18 protein-coding genes are annotated in these 18,836 nt (G+C 54.0%); 5 read left to right on the forward strand and 13 right to left on the reverse strand.

What is annotated here, in order from left to right; translation table 11 throughout:
* From M891_RS0122435 to M891_RS0122475, 9 genes are all read right to left on the reverse strand, one after another.
* On the reverse strand, positions 1-1,575 hold the full coding sequence (locus tag M891_RS0122435; RefSeq protein WP_028540345.1) for a response regulator transcription factor: 1,575 nt from the start codon (positions 1,573-1,575) through the stop codon (positions 1-3).
* A 180-nt stretch (positions 1,576-1,755) separates the two neighbouring features.
* Positions 1,756-2,391, reverse strand: coding sequence for an alpha/beta hydrolase (locus M891_RS0122440; RefSeq protein WP_028540346.1), 636 nt, complete (start codon positions 2,389-2,391; stop codon positions 1,756-1,758).
* Positions 2,388-3,341, reverse strand: coding sequence for a ring-cleaving dioxygenase (locus tag M891_RS0122445; RefSeq protein ID WP_028540347.1), 954 nt, complete (start codon positions 3,339-3,341; stop codon positions 2,388-2,390). Before M891_RS0122445 ends, M891_RS0122440 begins: the two co-directional genes overlap by 4 nt.
* 36 nt (positions 3,342-3,377) lie before the next feature.
* The gene (locus tag M891_RS0122450) at positions 3,378-4,016 is read right to left on the reverse strand and encodes a nitroreductase family protein (RefSeq protein ID WP_016314324.1); all 639 of its coding nucleotides are present in this window, start codon (positions 4,014-4,016) and stop codon (positions 3,378-3,380) included.
* A gap of 56 nt (positions 4,017-4,072) precedes the next feature.
* Positions 4,073-4,465 carry a DoxX family protein gene (locus M891_RS0122455; RefSeq protein ID WP_051417193.1) on the reverse strand — a complete coding sequence of 131 codons (393 nt, stop codon included), beginning with the start codon at positions 4,463-4,465 and terminating at the stop codon, positions 4,073-4,075.
* A gap of 225 nt (positions 4,466-4,690) precedes the next feature.
* The gene (locus M891_RS0122460; RefSeq protein WP_028540349.1) at positions 4,691-5,134 is read right to left on the reverse strand and encodes a MarR family winged helix-turn-helix transcriptional regulator; all 444 of its coding nucleotides are present in this window, start codon (positions 5,132-5,134) and stop codon (positions 4,691-4,693) included.
* 213 nt (positions 5,135-5,347) lie between these two features.
* A complete protein-coding gene (locus M891_RS0122465; protein WP_016314327.1) occupies positions 5,348-5,737 on the reverse strand; it encodes a hypothetical protein in 390 nt (129 codons plus the stop codon).
* 81 nt (positions 5,738-5,818) lie between these two features.
* Complete coding sequence (locus M891_RS0122470; protein ID WP_036701611.1) at positions 5,819-8,143, reverse strand: ATP-dependent DNA helicase; 2,325 nt, start codon at positions 8,141-8,143, stop codon at positions 5,819-5,821.
* Between the two features lie 110 nt (positions 8,144-8,253).
* Entirely contained in the window at positions 8,254-8,808 is a 555-nt protein-coding gene (locus tag M891_RS0122475; protein ID WP_028540351.1) for a GNAT family N-acetyltransferase, read from the reverse strand.
* A 165-nt stretch (positions 8,809-8,973) separates the two neighbouring features.
* Here M891_RS0122475 and pdxR point away from each other — a divergent pair, with 165 nt between their 5' ends.
* Positions 8,974-10,488 carry a MocR-like pyridoxine biosynthesis transcription factor PdxR gene (pdxR, locus tag M891_RS0122480; protein WP_232228404.1) on the forward strand — a complete coding sequence of 505 codons (1,515 nt, stop codon included), beginning with the start codon at positions 8,974-8,976 and terminating at the stop codon, positions 10,486-10,488.
* Here the strand turns inward: pdxR and M891_RS0122485 are convergent.
* The 3 genes from M891_RS0122485 to rlmN form a co-directional block, all read right to left on the reverse strand.
* Positions 10,482-11,972, reverse strand: coding sequence for an FAD-dependent oxidoreductase (locus M891_RS0122485; RefSeq protein WP_028540353.1), 1,491 nt, complete (start codon positions 11,970-11,972; stop codon positions 10,482-10,484). The genes pdxR and M891_RS0122485 overlap by 7 nt on opposite strands.
* Positions 11,973-12,070: 98 nt before the next feature.
* Complete coding sequence (locus M891_RS0122490) at positions 12,071-12,763, reverse strand: copper homeostasis protein CutC (protein WP_028540354.1); 693 nt, start codon at positions 12,761-12,763, stop codon at positions 12,071-12,073.
* Positions 12,764-13,438: 675 nt separating this feature from the next.
* Positions 13,439-14,494, reverse strand: coding sequence for a 23S rRNA (adenine(2503)-C(2))-methyltransferase RlmN (gene rlmN / locus M891_RS0122495; protein ID WP_028540355.1), 1,056 nt, complete (start codon positions 14,492-14,494; stop codon positions 13,439-13,441).
* Between the two features lie 374 nt (positions 14,495-14,868).
* On the opposite strand from rlmN, the gene M891_RS0122500 reads away from it, so the two are divergent.
* The 4 genes from M891_RS0122500 (at position 14,869) to M891_RS0122515 (ending at position 18,516) form a co-directional block, all read left to right on the forward strand.
* Positions 14,869-16,026: an MGDG synthase family glycosyltransferase gene (locus M891_RS0122500; protein ID WP_028540356.1), complete on the forward strand. Its 1,158-nt coding sequence runs from the start codon at positions 14,869-14,871 to the stop codon at positions 16,024-16,026.
* Positions 16,027-16,090: 64 nt separating this feature from the next.
* Positions 16,091-17,299: an MFS transporter gene (locus M891_RS0122505; RefSeq protein WP_028540357.1), complete on the forward strand. Its 1,209-nt coding sequence runs from the start codon at positions 16,091-16,093 to the stop codon at positions 17,297-17,299.
* A 44-nt stretch (positions 17,300-17,343) separates the two neighbouring features.
* The gene (locus M891_RS0122510) at positions 17,344-17,880 is read left to right on the forward strand and encodes a phosphatase PAP2 family protein (protein WP_036701615.1); all 537 of its coding nucleotides are present in this window, start codon (positions 17,344-17,346) and stop codon (positions 17,878-17,880) included.
* 36 nt (positions 17,881-17,916) lie between these two features.
* Positions 17,917-18,516, forward strand: coding sequence for a YkoP family protein (locus M891_RS0122515; RefSeq protein ID WP_028540359.1), 600 nt, complete (start codon positions 17,917-17,919; stop codon positions 18,514-18,516).
* 30 nt (positions 18,517-18,546) lie between these two features.
* Here the strand turns inward: M891_RS0122515 and M891_RS0122520 are convergent, their stop codons facing one another.
* Positions 18,547-18,825, reverse strand: a complete 279-nt coding sequence (locus M891_RS0122520) for a hypothetical protein (RefSeq protein WP_016314339.1) — start codon at positions 18,823-18,825, stop codon at positions 18,547-18,549.
* Positions 18,826-18,836 lie beyond the last annotated feature (11 nt).

Here is an 18,836-nt window from a genome sequence, read left to right on the forward strand (position 1 = left end):
TTATTCGGCCAATCTGGGCCCCTTTACTTTCTGGGGACCGTCATGTTGAAACTCGGATTTATAGACAGAGGGCAGCATACCAATCGACTGTTTGAATTTGCTGATAAAATAGTCCGTATTCGGATAACCCACCTGCAGCGCAATATCGGAAATTTTCATCGAGGTGCGTTTCAGCAGTCGTTTGGCTTCCTCCAGCCGTTTCTCGTTGAGATAGTCGTTAAAGGTTTTGCCTGTTTCTTTTTTGAACACCTGTCCTAAATAGGTCGGGTTCATATGAAACTGCTTGGCAAGGGTTTGCAGCTTCAGCTTGCTGCGAAACTCCTCATCCACGTACTGAATGACCTGAAAAATCGTGTTATTCTCGTTCTTCCGGCGCAATCCGGCTAGCAGCAGCGAGGCTTCCCGGCACAGCTTTAGGAGATACGGCTTCAACGCGGCGTAATCGCTGATCCCGTTCGATTCTCCTTCGTTCCCCTGCACACGAACCATAAAAGCGTCGGCATCGCCGCCGGCCTTCTTGATCCTGCGGCATAACGTGAGCTCCACATTAGCTGCGAAAGCTCGTAGGGTCTCCAGACCAATCTGACTGCTGGCAAGGGCGCCAAACACTTCCTCCACCACTGCTCCCGTTGATCCGGGATCCCCTTGAAGCACGGCGGCCAACAGCAGCTCAACCTTGCCCTTCAACACATCCTCCGAACTGTAAGGCTGCGGAAGATGGCATAGCATGAAGAAGCCAGTTTTCCCCTTCTCGCGCTTTGCTTTGACGGTCTCCAGCGTTTGCAGGTACAGCTCCCGGATGGAGCGGATGCCTTTCCCGACACGGCTGACAGCGATCACTGCCGGCGATCCTATCTCCGATAGCTCACTGCTAATCGCCAGCCCCATCTCTTCGATCCGCGGCTGCGGCATTTCATCCGTCCGCAGGATCATCCCGAACCGGCCTGAGCCGTCCATGAAGGAACGATCCGCATCCGCGGGTTTCGAGAAATAACTGAGTACGCGTTGTTTTAGAGGTTGAGGATCCATCCCGGCGTCGAACAGCATACACTGCAGCTCCGGCTCACCCCCGAGCTGAAGCGCGACGGCCGCCTCCTGCTCCAGCTGGAGACCATCTTCCCCCTGAATCAATCGGTTCAGGAGGTTATTTTTAAACAACGTCTGCTTCCGTAACTTGGACTGCTCCAGTTCCCGCTCCTCGGCAATCATCTGACCGAGACGGTCCAGAATGGCCCCGAACTCGTCTTCGTCAATCGGCTTCAGTAAATACTCCGCCACCCGTTGCCGCATCGCCGTAAGGGCGTAGTTAAAATCGTCGTAACCGCTTAGAATCACAAATTTAGGGGGCCTTGCGAGCAGCCGTTTACTCCGTTCGATCAGTTCCAAGCCGCTGATGACAGGCATATGGATATCCGTGACGACTAGTTCAGGTCGCAGTTCCTGCATTTTGACTAAAGCCTCCGGACCGTCCAGCGCTTCACCGCAGACTTGAAAGCCGTGCCTTTCCCAATTCACCATGGTTCGCAGACCCTCCAACACCCAAGGCTCATCATCAACCAGAAGCACTTGCAACATCGCTGTCATCCCTCCCTTTTTACGTGGATTCCATGGATCTATAATTCAGCCAATATCCACCATGTAAGCGCACACATTTTATGCTAGCACAAAACCTTTCATTTGTGGGGACTTAATTTATCCAACAAACAAAGGCAGTTCAGAGCAATGTGCTCCGAACTGCCTTTGTTGAAGGTTAGATTATTGATTTAGCAGATGGTCTCGAAACCACGCTGCCGCTGTCTGAACCTCGGTTTCGGTTAACTGATGCCCGTAAGGCTCCCAATGCACATGCACTTGGGCCCCGGCACCTCGGAGCAACCCCGCCAACTCCTCGGTTTCCTCCGGTTTGCACATCGCGTCGTTCCGCCCCGCCCCGATAAAGACAGGGATTCCTGCCATCTCCGGCAACGGCACGCCCCGCCGTGGAACCATCGGATGGTGCAGAATCGCCCCGCTGAGTGCGCCCGCATGGTGGAACAGGAGGCTTGCCGCGATATTGGCACCGTTGGAATACCCCACGGCCACGAGGCGGCTCCGATCGAAGCCGTAGTGCTCTGCCGCCTCGTCCAGGAATTCATGCAGCTCCTTCGTGCGCAGCACCAGATCCTCCTCATCGAATACGCCCATCGCCAGCCGCCGGAAGAAGCGCGGCATCCCGTTCTCCAACACGTTCCCTCGGACGCTAAGCACAGCGGAAGTTGGGGAGATGATCTCTGCCAGCGGCAACAGGTCCCGCTCCGTACCGCCGGTTCCGTGAAGCAATAGCAATGGAGGTGGCGCCGATTCACCGCTAGCCGTCGTTATCCCCGGCTTGTAAATATGCTTTAGCTTCATCCCTGCAGGTCCTCCTTCAGCACCCGGACTTCAAACGGGGTGAGGTTTTGTTCAATGGCTTCACGATGCGGTTCATACCAAGCGGGAAGCATCAACCGTTCCCCCAAATGCTCCGGCGACTCATCATTGGCGAACCCCGGCGGATTTGTAGCGATTTCGAACAAGATGCCGCCCTCCTCCCGGAAATATAGCGCGTGAAAATATTGCCGGTCCACAATGGGCGTCGGATGATAGCCGTGCTCGGCAACCCGAACTCTCCAGGCTTCATGTTCCGCAAAGTCCCGGGCTCTCCAGGCGATGTGATGCACCGTCCCGGCTCCGCCCGCCCCGTAATCCAACGGCTTGATGTTGACGTCGATCACGTCGCCAAGGTCACCCTCGGCTTTGAAGCGGGTATAATGGCCCTCTGTTCCAAGCTTCTGCAAGCCCAATACGGTTTCGAGCAACGCAGCCGTTTTCTCTGGGGCCATGCTGTAGAGCACCGCACCGCCAAAGCCTTTGATCGCCCAATCGGCCGGAACGCCGCCAAACGACCACATGTTAAGCGGACCCGCAGCGCGTTCCACCAGCTCTAGCTGGAGTCCGTCCGTGTCATGGAAATGCAGGTAGGTTTCGCCGAATCGGCGAGTCTCGGTCGTGGAGATGCCAAATTTGCCCAGGCGTTCCCGCCAGAAGTCCATCGCGCCGACTGGGATGGCGAAGGTGGTGATTCCAACCTGGCCGCCGCCAACCCGGCCGCGCCGAGCCCCGGGCGTCGGGAAGAAGGTCATAATCGTTCCCGGATTCCCGTCCTCATCGCCGAAGTACAAATGGTACACCTCCGGGGCATCGAAGTTGATCGTTTTTTTGACTAATCGGAGCCCCAGCACTCCTGCGTAAAAATCGACATTCGCCTGCGGGTCGGTTGCAAATGCGGTGATATGATGAATCCCTGAAGTTGGATGTACCATGTGTAACTCCTCCTTAAATTGGGACGGTGGGCAAGCTCAAAAACGGTTAATGCTGACGAACTCGCCAACCGGCTTACGGTAACCGCGCGGGCGGAAGCTCGAGCTGTCTTCTTTGCCGATCGCAATCAGCATCACCGGGATGTAATTGTCCGGGACGTTCAGCAAGCGGCGCAACGCATCAGGATCAAACCCGATCATCGGGCAGGTATCCCAGCCGCGGTCCTTCGCGACGAGCATCATCTGCATGGCCGACAGACTGCCGCTGCGAATCGCCTCTTCCCGCATAAACGCTTCCCCCCGGCTCTCATAGAACCCGATCGTATCCGACACAAGAAAGTCATACTCCTGCTTGCTGAGAAAGCCCAAGTTCAGCAGGCCTTCGTTCATCTCCCCGACATCCTTGTGGGCATCCACTTTTCCGAGTACCAGAATCACTGCGGAAGCGGTCCGGATTTTATATTGCTTCGCCGCAGCTTCATACACTTGCTCCTTCAAATCAGGGTCCTTCACTACAACATAATGGGTATGCTGCAAGTTAAACGCCGAAGGTGCGAATTTCGTAAGATTAAAGATTTCTTCCAGTTCCTTGTCTTGGATTTCCACGCCCGGGATAAATTTATTCACCGACCGGCGGGTTTTGATAATCGTAGTAAAATCATGCTCATTCGAACTCATCCCTAATTTCCTCCTAAATAAAACCCTAAGTTACGTTTGCGATCTCATTTGATGGCTCATAGCAGAGCATCGAGGGAGTAATCTCCGGCCCCGGACAACATCAAGCCAACCAAAACGGCAATCAGCAGCAAATTGTATTCAAAACCGCCTGATGTCGACCAATACCCGTTCTTCCCATGAACGGAAACGATCGCCACGATCATCGTAAGAATCAGCAGTGCCGCGCCCACGTGCGTAAACAAGCCAGTTGCCACCAACAAGCCGCCGCCAAACTCAGCGAGACCTGCTAGCACAGCCATCAGCACCCCAGGCTTCATCCCGATGGATTCAAACCAACCGCCGGTTCCTCTAGGACCGTGACCACCAAACCAACCAAACAGCTTTTGCGCGCCATGCCCCATCATCGTCAATCCCAACACCAAACGAATAATTAATAATGCCAATTCCATATTCAATTCCAATGACTCCTTTGCTTTTAATTTATTTTCTGAGTACGTACTGCACGCACGAATCGTATATCTCTAAGTATCGAGAATCTTTATATTAAGATATTTGGCCTGAAAAGACGTCCTCTGACGCCCTTTCCCGCCGCCTATCGGAGCTTCGTCATGAAATCAATTCCTTGAAATCGATGCTTCTAGTCTTCACGCCGTCCTCTTGCCGTCTCCTTGCCGCTACTTAAAACCAGCCTGCGCCGATTTCCCAAGCTTCTTCAGCAGCATCCCCGCGATCTGCTTCTCTTCCGAGGAAAGACCGCTGACGGCCTCCTCGATGATATCGGTAATCCTCGGGAACACATCTTCGATGAACTCTCGTCCCTGCTCGGTGAGTTCTGCGTAAACTAACCGTCGGTCTTCCGCGCAATCCTTGCGGGTGACATACCCCTTCTTCTCCAGCTTATCTACGACATACGTAATATTGCCGCTGCTCATCAACACTTTAGAGCCAATTTGCTGAATCGGCTGTCTGCCTTTATGGTACAGCAAGTCTAATACGCTAAACTCAGTCCGGGTTAATCCGTATTTCCGAATCTCCTTATCCGCATGCGCATGTACCCACTCGTTGGCTCGGGACAAGACGATAAACAAATGCAACGCCTCACGCTTTGATGGATCCATCTATGAGTTCACCTCCCTGCCGTGATCTGACTATGGCAACTATTGTATAAAGTTACCTCAAGCTTCTTCAACAATTCTTAATTTAATTTATCTTGATATTAAGATATATGATATCGAGATAACTGTCAACCTATTTGTGCAAAAAAAATACCCCCCGCAGATATCTCTCGGGGGCTAATGAAGGATAGATACGCCTTTTTTCGCTTGTGAATGCTACTTTCTGCCGCGCGCCGACGCACTGGTTCGCACGTTCGTCAGCACGTTGACCGCAAACAGGATCACGCTGAATACGACCAGTGTTCCGCCGATCGCAACCAAAGGCTCCAGCTGATCGGAACCGTTCAGCACCAGAGATAAACTGATCATCATGACCGGAAGTCCGATGGAGTACGTCCAAAACTGGATTTTGCTCAGCACGCTTTCCCCTGCTCCTGGAAACAACACATAAATGACACCAGCCAACGCGAAGGACGCCCACCCCAGCAAATTCACGTGAGCATGAACGCCCGATAAAGTATAGTCATGCTGCATGGACATGTACATGCCTAGCAATACACCGATGACAAAATAAACGACCGACACCTTAATATACGTGATCCCCAAACCGTCGCCTCCCCCAACTGGAACAAGTGATCCTTACATGTTCAAAATATGTCACAATTAAGGGGAATATTCGGACGTTGACTATTGCCATTCCTCCGGCAACAGCCGTGCATAATGCGGTTGAAGATATCGGTCGTCGATCAGGGCCAATCGGCCATAATCCGTCTCCGAGCGAATCAGGCGCCCGCCGGCCTGCAGCACCTTATTTATGCCGGGGTACACATAAGCATAATCGAAGCCATCTCGTCCGGTCGCCTGAAAGTAGTCGCGGATCAAGTTGCGTTCCGGACCGATTTGCGGCAAGCCAACACCGACGATCGCCACGCCTGTCAACCGGTCGCCGACAAGATCGATGCCCTCCGAGAACAAACCGCCCATGACGGCAAACGCGATAAAGGTCCTCCCTGGCTCAGGGTTCGGAACAAACGCAGCCAAAAACTGCTCCCTCTCCTCCTCCGTCATCCCCGCCTGCTGAAGCAACAACTCCGTCCCATCCTCCTTGGCAGCGGAAAAGTCCTCATAGATCATGTTCATATAAGCGTATGAAGGGAAGAAAAACAAATAATTTCCCGGCCGGCCGCGGGTTACCTCCTGCAGCGCACGAACAAGCGGGCCCCGTGTCTGTTCCCGATCCTGATATCTGGTGGACAGCGGCACCACAACCACTTCCAGCTGATCCCGAGAAAAGGGGGACGGCAGCGTGATCGAATAATCGTCCGGCCCGGCCCCCAACATGTCGCGGTAATACCCCATCGGTGATAAGGTCGCCGAGAATAAGATCCGCGAGCGAAACCCTTTGCTCATCTCCTGCAGCAAATGAGAGGGATCCAGACAAAACAGCTTCACCCGCACGTCCTCCCTGGTGATCTCAGCGTAGGTGACGAACCGATCATCGTACAGCTTGCCCATTCGGCTGAAATGCAAAGCGTCAAAATAAGCCTGAAGCAACAACTCCCGCGTCTCGGCCTCTGGACTGCCTGGAGCATATGCCTGTCCGGCGGCGGAGGGATCGATGGCCAACTCCCGTTCGGCCGCCTCGGCAAAAACCTCCACCCGCTTCAGCAACACCTCTGGCGCGGTCCGATCCACCCAAAGTGCCCCTTCTGCCTGCTTCCGCAGTGCAATGAACTCCGCGTTCACTGCCTTCGCCGCCTTCGCAACAGAAGGATTCTTCGCTTTATAGATTCGTTGCAACTCGAGGAAGCTGGATTTCAGCAGCTCGGCCGAATACATCTCCCGGGCTCGGTCGACCAAATTATGCGCCTCGTCAATCAGTAATGCAGTTTCTTTCTTCTGTTCAGTAAACATGCGCTGCAAAGACACTTTGGGATCAAACACATAATTGTAATCACAGATCGTCACATCGGCGGCATAGGAGAGGTCCAGCGAAAATTCAAACGGGCACACCCGGTGCTTCCGGGCGTATGCCTCAATGACCGGTCGGACAAGCTGGGTCTCGTTCGCCAGAATATCCTGAATCGCCCCATTGATCCGATCGTAATAGCCATCGGCATAGATACAGTCTTCCTTGGTACAGCGAACCTCTTCACGGAAGCAGATTTTCTCCTTCGCGGTCAGCGTGACCACCCAAGCTTGCAGCCTCTGGGCTTCCATCAACGTAAAGGCATTCTCTGCCGCAGTCCGGGTAATCGTCTTGGCAGTAAGGTAATACAGCTGATTCAGCTTGCCTTCCCCCATCGCCTTCAACGCCGGAAACGTGGTGGAGATCGTCTTGCCAATGCCGGTTGGCGCCTGGGCAAACAAACCGACAGCTTCCTCGATCGTCTTGTATACCGCGCCCGCCAGCTTCCGTTGCCCGGCCCGGTATCCCGGAAACGGAAACGCCAGCTCTGCGATGCTCCGGTTCCGCTCGCGCCGATGATGGCGAAGCAGCCGGGCATACGGGGCATATTGCTGAACGACGTCATACATAAACGTCTCCAGCTCGTCGATCCCGGCGCGCGTCCGAAACTGCTTCCGCTCTCCCGTATCCAGCTGGACATACGTCAGCTGAATCCCCATCTCGCTCAGTCCGTTGGCTTTGGCGTACATGTACGCATAGCATTTCGCCTGAGCCCAATGCACGGGATAGGTATCCTCGTCGATGGCCGCCACATCCCCGGCCGTCGATTTGATCTCGTCCACGGTTAAGCTTCCATCCTCACCGACCAGCAGCCCATCGCAACGCCCGTCCACGACAAAGAGGAGATCCCCGCAGGGAATCTCCGCCTTGACATACACTTCCTTCTGATCTCCTTCGCCGTACTGCTTCTGTATCTGCTGATGCGCCTTCGTGCCTTCCGTCAGCGAAACGGCGGCGCGAAAGCCGCCTTCCAAGCTGCCGCTGCGGAATACATGCTCCACTAGAGGGCGCACCGCGATCGTAATTGTGGACTCTTTTGCCATAAATCTATGTGTCACCCGCCGATATCCCTAGAGAACATTTGTTCCACTAGTATATCACGAACTGACGAGGATCGCTATGCAAAGCGGTTTGCCCAAGACTCTGACAAGAGCTATTGACGTACGTGCAACGCCCGGAACTCGTCCTCCAGAATGCTCATCAGAATCGAATCATGGTACTTGTGATCGTAGAACAACGCTTCTCGCTGCACGACCTCTCGCTTGAACCCCAGCTTCTCATAGACGTGCATCGCCCGGGCATTGTAGTCGAACACATTCAGCTCAATCCGGTGAAGATTCAGTACGCCAAAGCCGTAATCCAGCATCAGCTTCATGGCTTCGCTGCCGTAACCCTTCCCGGTATCCGACGTCTGGTTAATCGCAATGCGAATGTTGCAGCAGCGGTTGCTCGGATCGATATCCTGCAGCGCAATGTCCCCGATAGGCCGGTCATCGTCCCGTCGTACAATCGCCAGCAGTACGGTGAAATCGTCCTGACTTTTCCGCTCCAGATAGGAGGCGATAAAATCCTTCGTGAAGTGACGTTTCGTCCCCGTCCATTTTCTCACTTCCGGCTCATGCAAATTCAAATAATACCACTCCGCATCCTCCACGTTCATCGGGCGGAGATATACTTTTTCACCCATTAGAAAACCCGCGTTACTCATCGTTATGTTCCCCTTTTTCATCTCTTGGCTTATTCTCTCTTACTGCACATGTTCATCTTGCTGCGTTGTTCTTTTCGCATCTTAACACGGTACTGTATACTGAAAAATATACAAATCGAGAAAAAATCAAAGGACAGTTTGCCATCGAAGGAAGGGGATCCACGAGTGTATATCATACCGCACCAAAATGACGGACAAACTGGGAAGGCCGGGCGTTCCTACCGGTACGTCGAAATTTATGAGTCGTTCAAACGGGACATCATCGCCGGTTCGCTTCAAGAAGAGCAACGTTTGCCTTCGATCCGCAAGCTGGCGGAGTTCCTCGGCATCAGCACTACGCCCGTCGAGCTGGCCTACCAGCAGTTGATCGCCGAAGGGTTTATCGAGAGTCGGCCGAAACGGGGATACTTCGTTGTCAAACTGCCGGAGCCCTATAAGGCACTTGAGCTGGGACACGAGAAGCCGGAAGGCCGGGACCGGGTGTCGTCGAAGTCCGCTGCAGCTGCTGCTATGCCTCAAACGAAGCCTGCACCAAACGAGAAGAAGGCGGGATTCCCACGATACGATTTTCACCTGTCTAAGAACGATTTCAGCTTGTTTCCTTTTGCCCTATGGAAAAGACTACATAACCAGCTCTTCCGCCCGGAATATGCAGACCTGCTGTTCTACGGAGACGCTCAGGGGGACCCGGGATTACGGCGTGCCATCGCCGGATATTTAGGCCGGTTCCGCGGGGTGAAAGCCTCCCCGGACCAGATCGTTATTGGGGCGGAACAACATCTGCTGCTTCTGCTGCTAGGGCAAATGCTGAAGGGGGAGATCGATTCCGTTGCTGTTGAAGAACCCGGTTACCGGATCGTTCCCGCTACGCTGGCTGCCCTGGGCTTCTCGGTCCATCCGATCCGCCTTGACGAGCACGGGCTGCGCCCCGATTTGTTGCGGGCCAGTGGAGCCCGGATCGCCAGCGTGTCTCCGTCCCACCAGTTTCCGACTGGTCTCGTCATGCCATTATCCCGCCGACTGGAGCTGCTGGAATGGGCCAAGACGGTGGACGGCTACCTGATCGAAGACGATTACGGCGGAGAGTTCCGCTATCAAGGCAAACCGGTGCCGGCGTTGCAAGGACTGGTCCCGAACGACCGCGTCATCTATCTCGGCGGCTTCTCCCAGGTGTTAGCCCCGGATATCTGCATCCATTATCTCGTGTTGCCCGAGCATCTGGTGCCCCGGTTCCACGCCTTGCGGCGGCATATTCTGTTTGAAGCGTCTGCGTCGGGGATACATCAACGAACGCTGGAGCGGTTTATTCAGGAAGGACACTTCGAACGGCACATCCGTCGAATGCGGAATCTATATCGCAAAAAAAATCGGCAGCTCGTCGCCTCCCTCACATCACATTTCGGGAAACAAGCTGCCGTTACCGGTGATAGCGCCGGGATGCATGTGATTCTAAACGTCAAATCCCGCCTACCGGAAGCACAGCTGCTGCAGCTGGCTGGACAAGCCGGCGTACGGATCGCCTCTGCCGCCTTCTATTGGGAGGCACCGCCGGAAACGGAGCTCAAATCGTTTATGCTCGGATTCGGCGGCATCCCGTTCGATCGGATCGATGAAGGCGTGGCTCGACTCCAGGAGGCCTGGTCGACCTGGCTTCAGGAACTTCCGCATACAGATCATTGATCGACCCGGATGTTGTAATCCTTCTTCAAATATTGGTGGATTCGGCGGAAATCCGCCGCGGTCAGCTCGCTTAACCGCTTGTGCCCCTTCTTCCATTCCCGCGCGAGCAGGATGCCCATGGTTTCCGCGGCCAAAGCAGTGGTGGGGATGATACGGGCGCTGCCGTAGGCTTTGATTTCCGCACCGATATTTTTGCCAGCTACCAGGACGTTGTCGTAATTCTTCAGCTCAAAGGAACGCAGAGGAATCCCGTAGCGGTCCGGCTTCCCGAAACCGATCCCCTTCTTCAACGCGCGAGTTGCCTGTAAATCGACGGGATATCCTCCAAGCGTCACATTATCCCAGAACATCCGACTCGACATCACGTCTTTATAGGTCAGCACGTATTCCGTTTCATAACGGTTATAGTCGCGAATGTACAAATAATCGGGATATCCATTGAGCTGCGCTTTGCTGAACCCGGGAATATGTTCACGTAAAAATTTGGCGATATACGGGGCTTCGGCCTTGCCCTTAGCCACGGCAGAGCGGACCGATTTCGGATCGGCCGGATCGACATCGTAAATCAGTAAGCCATTAACGATCACTTCACCGTCTTTCTGATAGGTGGCATTCAATCCTCTCAGTAGTAGCTGGGAGTCTCGCGGCTTGTACTGGTAGGTTATGTTGCTGAAGCCAGTGGCGAAATCCCAATCGACATATGTATTGGGGCCGTATTTCTTGACGACATTCGTCAGCGGATAATCCTCTAGCACCGCTTGATGCAGCTTGCCCCAGTTAACTCCCTTGAACCGCAGCATATATGTAGCGGCCATATAATCCGGCTTCTTGCCGTTGTACAAGCTTTCCATCCCCGGGATTCGTTTGTTGCCAAGATGGACGGTGAGTGCGTTAAAGTCGGTATTTTCCACAAAGTATCCCGCCTGTACTTGATACAGTTTGCCGTCTTTGGCCAGGTAGGTGATTGATTTCAGCGTCTTCCCTTGCTTTGATTTGCCGGTTTCATTAATCTCCACGCTGTCAATGACGATGCCGCTTCGCATTGGAATCCCTCGGATCATCTTACGGTAATAGTTTTCAAAAGCAGACAATTTACGAATTGTCCCGGCATTATAGCCGTCGTACAACGATTTCATTTCGCCTTGCACCAAACTGCGCTTACGATTGTCGTTGGGTTCGTCCAGCACCAGCATCTGTCCTTGGATCAGCTCCCCGCCCGGCTTCTCGCGAGGATCAAGGATCAGTACGCTTAGCCCGGCATCATGCGCCCGCTTTGCCAAGAGCACCCCTTCAATTTCACTGCCAATCATAACAATGTCATAACGTTGACAACCCGGACCGCAGGATACGGGGGATGCGGTTGAAGCGGACGCTGCGATCGCCGGAGTTGAAGCGCCCACCGTTTCGAGCAGCAGCAGTATGCACAGGAGTGCCAATACACAACGTTTTGTTAAAGTTTGTTGGTTATTGGGATAAATATGCATAAATTCAGGATCGCTCCTCTATATGGGATTTAATGACATATTATCTCCCGAAGAGGTATCGTATCCAGTAAATTTTTGTTATATTATGGTGTTATCTGTTAATTCATGCCATGTAACAAACGAGATAAGCTCTGCAGCTTGGAGGGATCAAGGGGAGCCAGCCCGTTCCCGTCGATTCGAACCGCAGAGCCGAAGTGTACTTCGCTCACGCCTGTATCCGCAATGACTTGGGAGACCGTCTCCAGGGTTAAGCCGTGTCCAGCTAAAATGCGCACCGAGCCGCCGCGTGCCATCTCCACCAGCTCCCGAATTTCGGAAACCGCCTGCGGCGCCGGGCGCGGTCCGCCCGAGGTCAGCACCCGGTTCACCTGCGGGTACTGCATGAGTGTGCGCAAACCGGACGGCAGATCGGCCAACTCGTCAAACGCCCGGTGAAACGTAACGTTCAGCTCCCCCGACAGCGCTAAGATCCGCTCCAGCGCAGCCTCATCAATCTTTCGATCGGCCGTCAGTGCGCCAAACACAATCCCCGCCGCCCCCGTTTCGGCGATCGCGCGCACTTCGGCTTCCATCGTCAATAAATCGGCTTCCCCATATACAAAAGATCGGCTATGCGGGCGCACCATCACATGAACGGGAATAGACACCGCCTTCACCACTTGTTGAACCATGCCAATCCCTGGGGTGAGTCCCCCTTCCGTCATCGCTGTAATCAGCTCCAGCCGATCCGCTCCATTTGCCTCCGCCACGACGGCGTCCTCTACACAGGTTGCGATAACCTCTAGCAGCATCAGATAACCTCCTTCACTCGAGGATAACAATTGTACCCCTATGTTAGCGGGTCTCGTTCAAAATAACAAACCATTAGCCGAGCCCGCAGCTTAAGCGGCTTGTTTGCCAAAGCGCTGGAGCTGGATGAACGTTTCGTACGACTCCCTCTGTCGAGAGAGGTGCTCCAGAGCGGACCGCATGCGGTAGCGAGCTTGCTGGAGGACGTGATCCGAAGACATCTCTAGTGGAGGATGTGCGAGGCGGCCACCCGCTTGTCGCAAGCGTGTTGCACCACCTTGACACGAAACGCATTCACGAAATGCAAAAGTACAGTTCATTTGCACCAAAACCGGTCATATTTGAGGCTTCAAATGTAAAAGTGCAGTTCATGAGCCGGCAATCGGCTGGATTCTACTCTAATCATTCCTTTTCAACTGTACTTTTGCAGTTAATCACCCAAAAATACGCAATCTGCTTGATTTTAGATGTACTTTTACAGTTAACTGGTTCCCCGCTAGGTACAGCAAGCCGCCTCCATCAACCTAAAAAGGACTTGGAGTTATTCTCCAAGTCCTTTCCCTTTGCCATTATCCCGCTCGCTCAGCTTAGTTCAGCTTATTTTAGCTCAGCCCAGCTCTGTTCAGCTCTGCTCTTCACAGTCCCACTCAGCCTAATTCTGCTCAACTCAGTTCAGCTCAGCTCGACTGCTTCAATTGCTTGCTGCGCAGCTGCCCGCAGGCCGCATCGATGTCGGCCCCGTGCTCCAGCCGGACGCTGACGCTAAGGCCTCGTTTTTTGAGCGTATCGTAGAAGGCCAGCACGGATGGCTGTTCACTCCGCTGATACTGGCTGTGCTCATCCACCGGATTATACGGGATCAGGTTGACGTTCACGAACCGGTCTCCCAGCAGATCCGCCAATTCCTGTGCATGTTCCGTTCCGTCGTTCACGCCTTTGAGCAAAATATACTCGATCGTCAGCCGCCGGTTCGTCCGCTCCAGGTAATAATCAATGGCCGCCATCAGCTTCTCAATCGGAATCGCTTTATTGATCTTCATGATCCGTGTGCGCAGCTCATTGTTAGGCGCATGCAGCGATACAGCCAAATTCACTTGCAGATCAGAATCGGCAAACTCGATGATTTTGTCCGCCAGACCGCTGGTCGACACCGTAATGTGGCGCGGACCAATCGCAAGTCCTTTCGGGTCCTGGATCACTCGCAGGAAGTCAGCCATATTGTCATAGTTATCAAAAGGCTCCCCGATCCCCATCACCACGATGTGGGATACGCGCTCGCCTTTACCCTGCCGGTCCAAATGCATTTGCACCTTCATGACCTGCTCCACGATTTCTCCGCTCGTCAGGTCCCGACTCTTCTTCAACAGCCCGCTGGCGCAGAAGCTGCAGCCGATATTACAACCGACCTGGGTCGTCACGCAAACCGACAGGCCAAATTTATGGCGCATAAGCACCGTCTCAATCAAATTGCCGTCCTGCAAACGGAACAGGAACTTGATCGTTCCATCCATCGACTCTTGGCGGACATGCTCCTCCAAGGTTTCGATCACAAACTGTTCTTTCAGCAAGGCGAGGCATTCGGGATGAACGCCTTCCATCGCATCAAACGCAGTGACCCGTTTGCGGTACAAGCCTTCCCACACCATCTCGGCCCGGCCTCGTTTATGTCCACGGTCCAGCAGCCAAGCGGCCAGCTGATCCTTCGTCATACCATATATCGATTGTTTATTCATCCATATCCTCTTTCTAAAGGAACTTAAGTCATTTTTTAATTATACCTAATCCGACATCCCGAATGCCACAGGTAAAAAAACGAATCCCATCCCCCTCATCTCACCGTCCATTTACACAGATACCTATCCCCTTTAAACGAACGTTAACATTCGCCCTCTAAAGTGAAGGTATACTCACTTAGGATACTCGGATGTTCTACGAAGTTATATTCCCTAGCGGTCCGCGGTCCGGCCCGCATACTGGACTAAGGTCGGAATGAAATCACGCCGGACGCCCGGTTTGATTCTTCCATGCTTCCTATATACTGGAACTCGGAATGAATCGACGGAAAGAACCGTGAATTTTCGATTTCGGTGGAAAGGCGGCAGCGATCATGAAGCATAACATGCATATCGTCATCCTAACCGCCGGATACGGCAACGGCCATATCCAGGTAACGCGGACGCTGGAACAATCCCTGCTCCGTTCGGGTGTCCGTTCGGTCCATGTGATGGACCTGTACCGTGAAGCCCATCCGGGACTGAATTCCATTTCCCGGCATCTTTACTTATACAGTCCGTGGTTCTCCGCTTACGGCTTAGATTATTACGGTTGGAGCTATTACGCTACGAAGGATCTCCAGAAGACAAGCGCGATAGCGAAATGGGGAAACCAGTTCGGTATGAAAAAACTCATCGCCCTGCTCCAAAAACAGCGGCCTGACGCAATCATCAACACCTTCCCCTTCGGCGGCATCACGGAACACTTGCGAAAACACGGCATTCAGGTGCCGGTCTTTACCGTAGTGACCGACTTCAGCTTGCACAACCGCTGGTTGTTCACGCAGCCGGATCGTTACTATGTGGCGACCGCAGATTTGAAGCGGGAGATGATGGAACGCGGCGTGCCGGCAGAGGACATTGTGGTCAGCGGGATCCCCGTGCGGGAGCCGTTTTATGAGCCGGGGCGCCCCCCATATCCGCTGGCGCAGAGCCAAACAAGGCGATCCCTGGAGAGAACCCGCTCGATTTTGGTCATGATGGGGGCGCATATTCCTTTGCCCGATGCCCAGCGGATCATCGCCAAGCTGTTGGCGCTGCCGGATGTGCGCGTGGACCTCGTCTGCGGAGGCAACGAGAAGCTGCGGCGTCGCCTGGAACGACGTTTCGCCGGTCACGAACGGCTCCGTCTATTCGGTTATGTCGAGGCGATCCACGACCGCATGCGAGAAGCCGACTGTATCGTGACGAAGGCCGGTGGGATCACGTTGTCGGAAGCGATCCAGATTCGCACGCCGATCGTGGTTTACAAGCCGTTCTCCGGCCAGGAGCGGGAAAACGCAAGGTACCTGGAGCGCAAAGGCGCAGCCGTAGTAGCCTCCTCGCCGCGAGCCTTGGCGGAGCAGGTGCAAGAGCTGCTTGATTCTGAGGTCCGCAGGGCCCGAATGCTCCAGCAGTACGACGAATTAGCCGCGGGTTGCGCCACCGAGACGATCGTCCGGGATGTGCTGCGCCTGACAGGCCATCTGCCGGCGTTGGCGGATCGCCGATGATTCAGCGGACCGCATCGTTGACGATGAAATGAAGGACGAATAAGAGGCAAGGGGTCTGACTCATATGAAAAGTACTCGACGATCGATATCCAGCAATCATCTTACACCAGCATTTCTGCACTGTGCGACCATATTGTTTTTCACAGAAATCGCCCGCAGTGCCTTTCTCATTTCGTTCCTGCCTGCCTATGCCAAAGAGCGCCAGATTACGCTGGCGGCGGTCGGCCTAGCGATCTCGGTCCACTATTTGGCCGACACGCTGATTAAGGTCCTCGCAGGATACGTACTGGATCGGTTCCCCGCCCGGGTGATCTTGAACATTTTCCTGCTGCTCGGACTGTTGGGCCTGTTCGTCTCTTACGGGGTTCATGCTCCTTGGGCGATTGTCCTTGGGGCAGGCCTGATCGGGATTGGGGTCTCCCCCGTCTGGCTGCTCTGTCTCTCCGAGATCCAGGAGGATCGCCGCGGCTCACAGATGGGCTCGATTTATACGATTTGGCTCATCTCGCTGGGGCTTGGCCCCGTTGGCGTCAATTTTCTGATCGACCGCAGCTATACGTTATCGTTCTGGCTATTGGCCGGATGCTGGGCCGCGGGGTGGCTGCTAGCTGCCTTCAAACGGATGGATTTATCGTCCCGGCGCTTGCTGGAGCGCACGGTTTCGTTGAAACAGCAAATACGTGAAATCGGGAGCAAGCTTGTACAGATGAAGCCGCTGGTCCCCGGCATGATTGTGCAAACGCTGGCTGCCGGGCTGCTGGTGCCCGTCCTGCCGAGCTTTGCCTCCGAGTATTTGGCGCTGGATTATTCGAACTATTCCATCATGTTGATGGCTGGAGGCTGTATGACCGTCCTGCTGCTCGTTCCGATGGGCCGGCTCGCCGACAAATGGGGATATAAATGGCTGTTGATCGCCGGTTTTGGCGTCTTGGCCGCCTGCCTTGGATTGCTGATCTACTCCCGCCAGATCTTCAGCACGATGCTGCTCGCCGTCTGTCTGGGTGCAGCATATGCCGCCGTGCTCCCGGCATGGAACGCCATCCTGTCCCACTACGTTCCTGCGGAGCAAAAAGCGACCGGCTGGGGGGTTCTCTCCGGCATCGAAGGGATCGGGGTTATCCTCGGCCCGATTCTAGGCGGCTGGATGGCAGAAAGCTTCGACGTCACAGTAACCGTTGGGATCAGCTCCCTGTTGTTGTTTGGCATCATGTTGTTTTATTGGATTCGTCCTGTGCGACAGCATCAACGGGAACAATACCGCCAGCGTAGTTGAGTTGCAGTTTGGGTTTATCTTGGTCATGGATTGGAGGGGTTGGAATGAGACATCGCTATTATCTTCGGTTGCGCGAGTACGATAACCGGCTGTTTCTGTGGTGCAACCATTCGCTAAGTCATCCGTGGCTGGATCGGATCCTGAAAGGACTTACCCATCTGGGCAGCGCTGTGTTTACGATTACTCTAACCCTTTCTGTGGTCCTCTTCACCACAGGGGTATGGCAAAGGGCTGGATGGCACAGCCTGATCGCCCTATCCGTGAGCCATCTGCTGGCGGTTGTGATTAAGAAGCGATTCCAACGCACGCGCCCTTACGAAGCGTTGCAAAATGCGCGGATCTCCATCCACCCGCTCAAGGATTACTCGTTCCCATCCGGGCACACCACGGCCGCCTTCTCAACGTTTATCCCGCTTCTTTACGCGGCGCCGGGTCTGGCTCAACTGCTTCTGCCGCTGGCTTGTATCGTTGGCCTGTCGCGAATTTATCTAGGCGTTCACTACCCCTCCGATGTGCTGGCGGGCGGGTTACTGGGAGCCGCAACAGCCCTTCTCGTTGTTTTAAGCGCTGGCCTGGTCTAGCACGTTATGACTTCATACAGAAAGAGAGGACATTCCATGCAAGTAAAAAAGATCATGAAGCATTCCGTCCAAAAGGTTTGGATGGGCTGGGAGCGGGTGTTTGAGCTGTTTAGTCGACTGCGCTCCAAATACGCCGGAGAGTTCGGCATCTGCAAAATGTTTGTCACCCAGTATCGCGGCAAAAGCATGCAATGCGAGGATGGGACGTGGATTCAAGACGGAGATTGGATTGGAGAGTTACATCTGGATAATCGCCAGATCCTCGCTATGCTGCAATCCAATGAGGCGAACCGAGTCGCCTTAAAGATCGCCCGGCTGACAAGAAAAGCGATGACGCAAATCTGCGCCGAAATGCAAAGCAACCCGCAGCTTAGTCAAGTGAAGGCGCTGCAAGGAATTACGCTCCTGCATCGGGGCATCACGCATGGGTTAGGCTTCGAAACGCATCATGTTGAACAAGGGGCATTTCGGACATTAACGACCACCTATCTGCGTTTGCTACTCACCGTCTTTCATCCAAGCCATCGCAAACGGATCACCGGCCATGCGGACAAGCTGATTCCGGTCAAGCTGGTCATGAGCCGCGCGTCGCTGTTCCGGCAATTTGGGCCATTAGAGATGGAGACGGCGATGTAAAGCGCAGCAGAGAGTTACGTTATTTTGAGGCTAGTCGATGAAACCCGCCAGTCCATGCTCGGTTAAATAATCCATCTCCAAGTCAAGGATCGTTTCCACGGTTAATTCGTCGAGCTTCACATCGTTTCGGCTTAGGACATAATCCACCAGTTCATCGCCGTCAATCTCGACCTCGCCATCGGCGTTTTGCGCTGCCTGATTGATATAATCAGCTTCGTGCTTTAACACCAATCGCACGTGGTCCACACTCGTCTTCGCACGCTCTGCAATAAACTCGACCATTTCCTGTTCATTCATTTGATCGCTCACCTTAGGTTCAC

This window comes from Paenibacillus sp. J14 (assembly GCF_000518465.1).
GTDB lineage: Bacteria > Bacillota > Bacilli > Paenibacillales > Paenibacillaceae > Fontibacillus > Fontibacillus barengoltzii.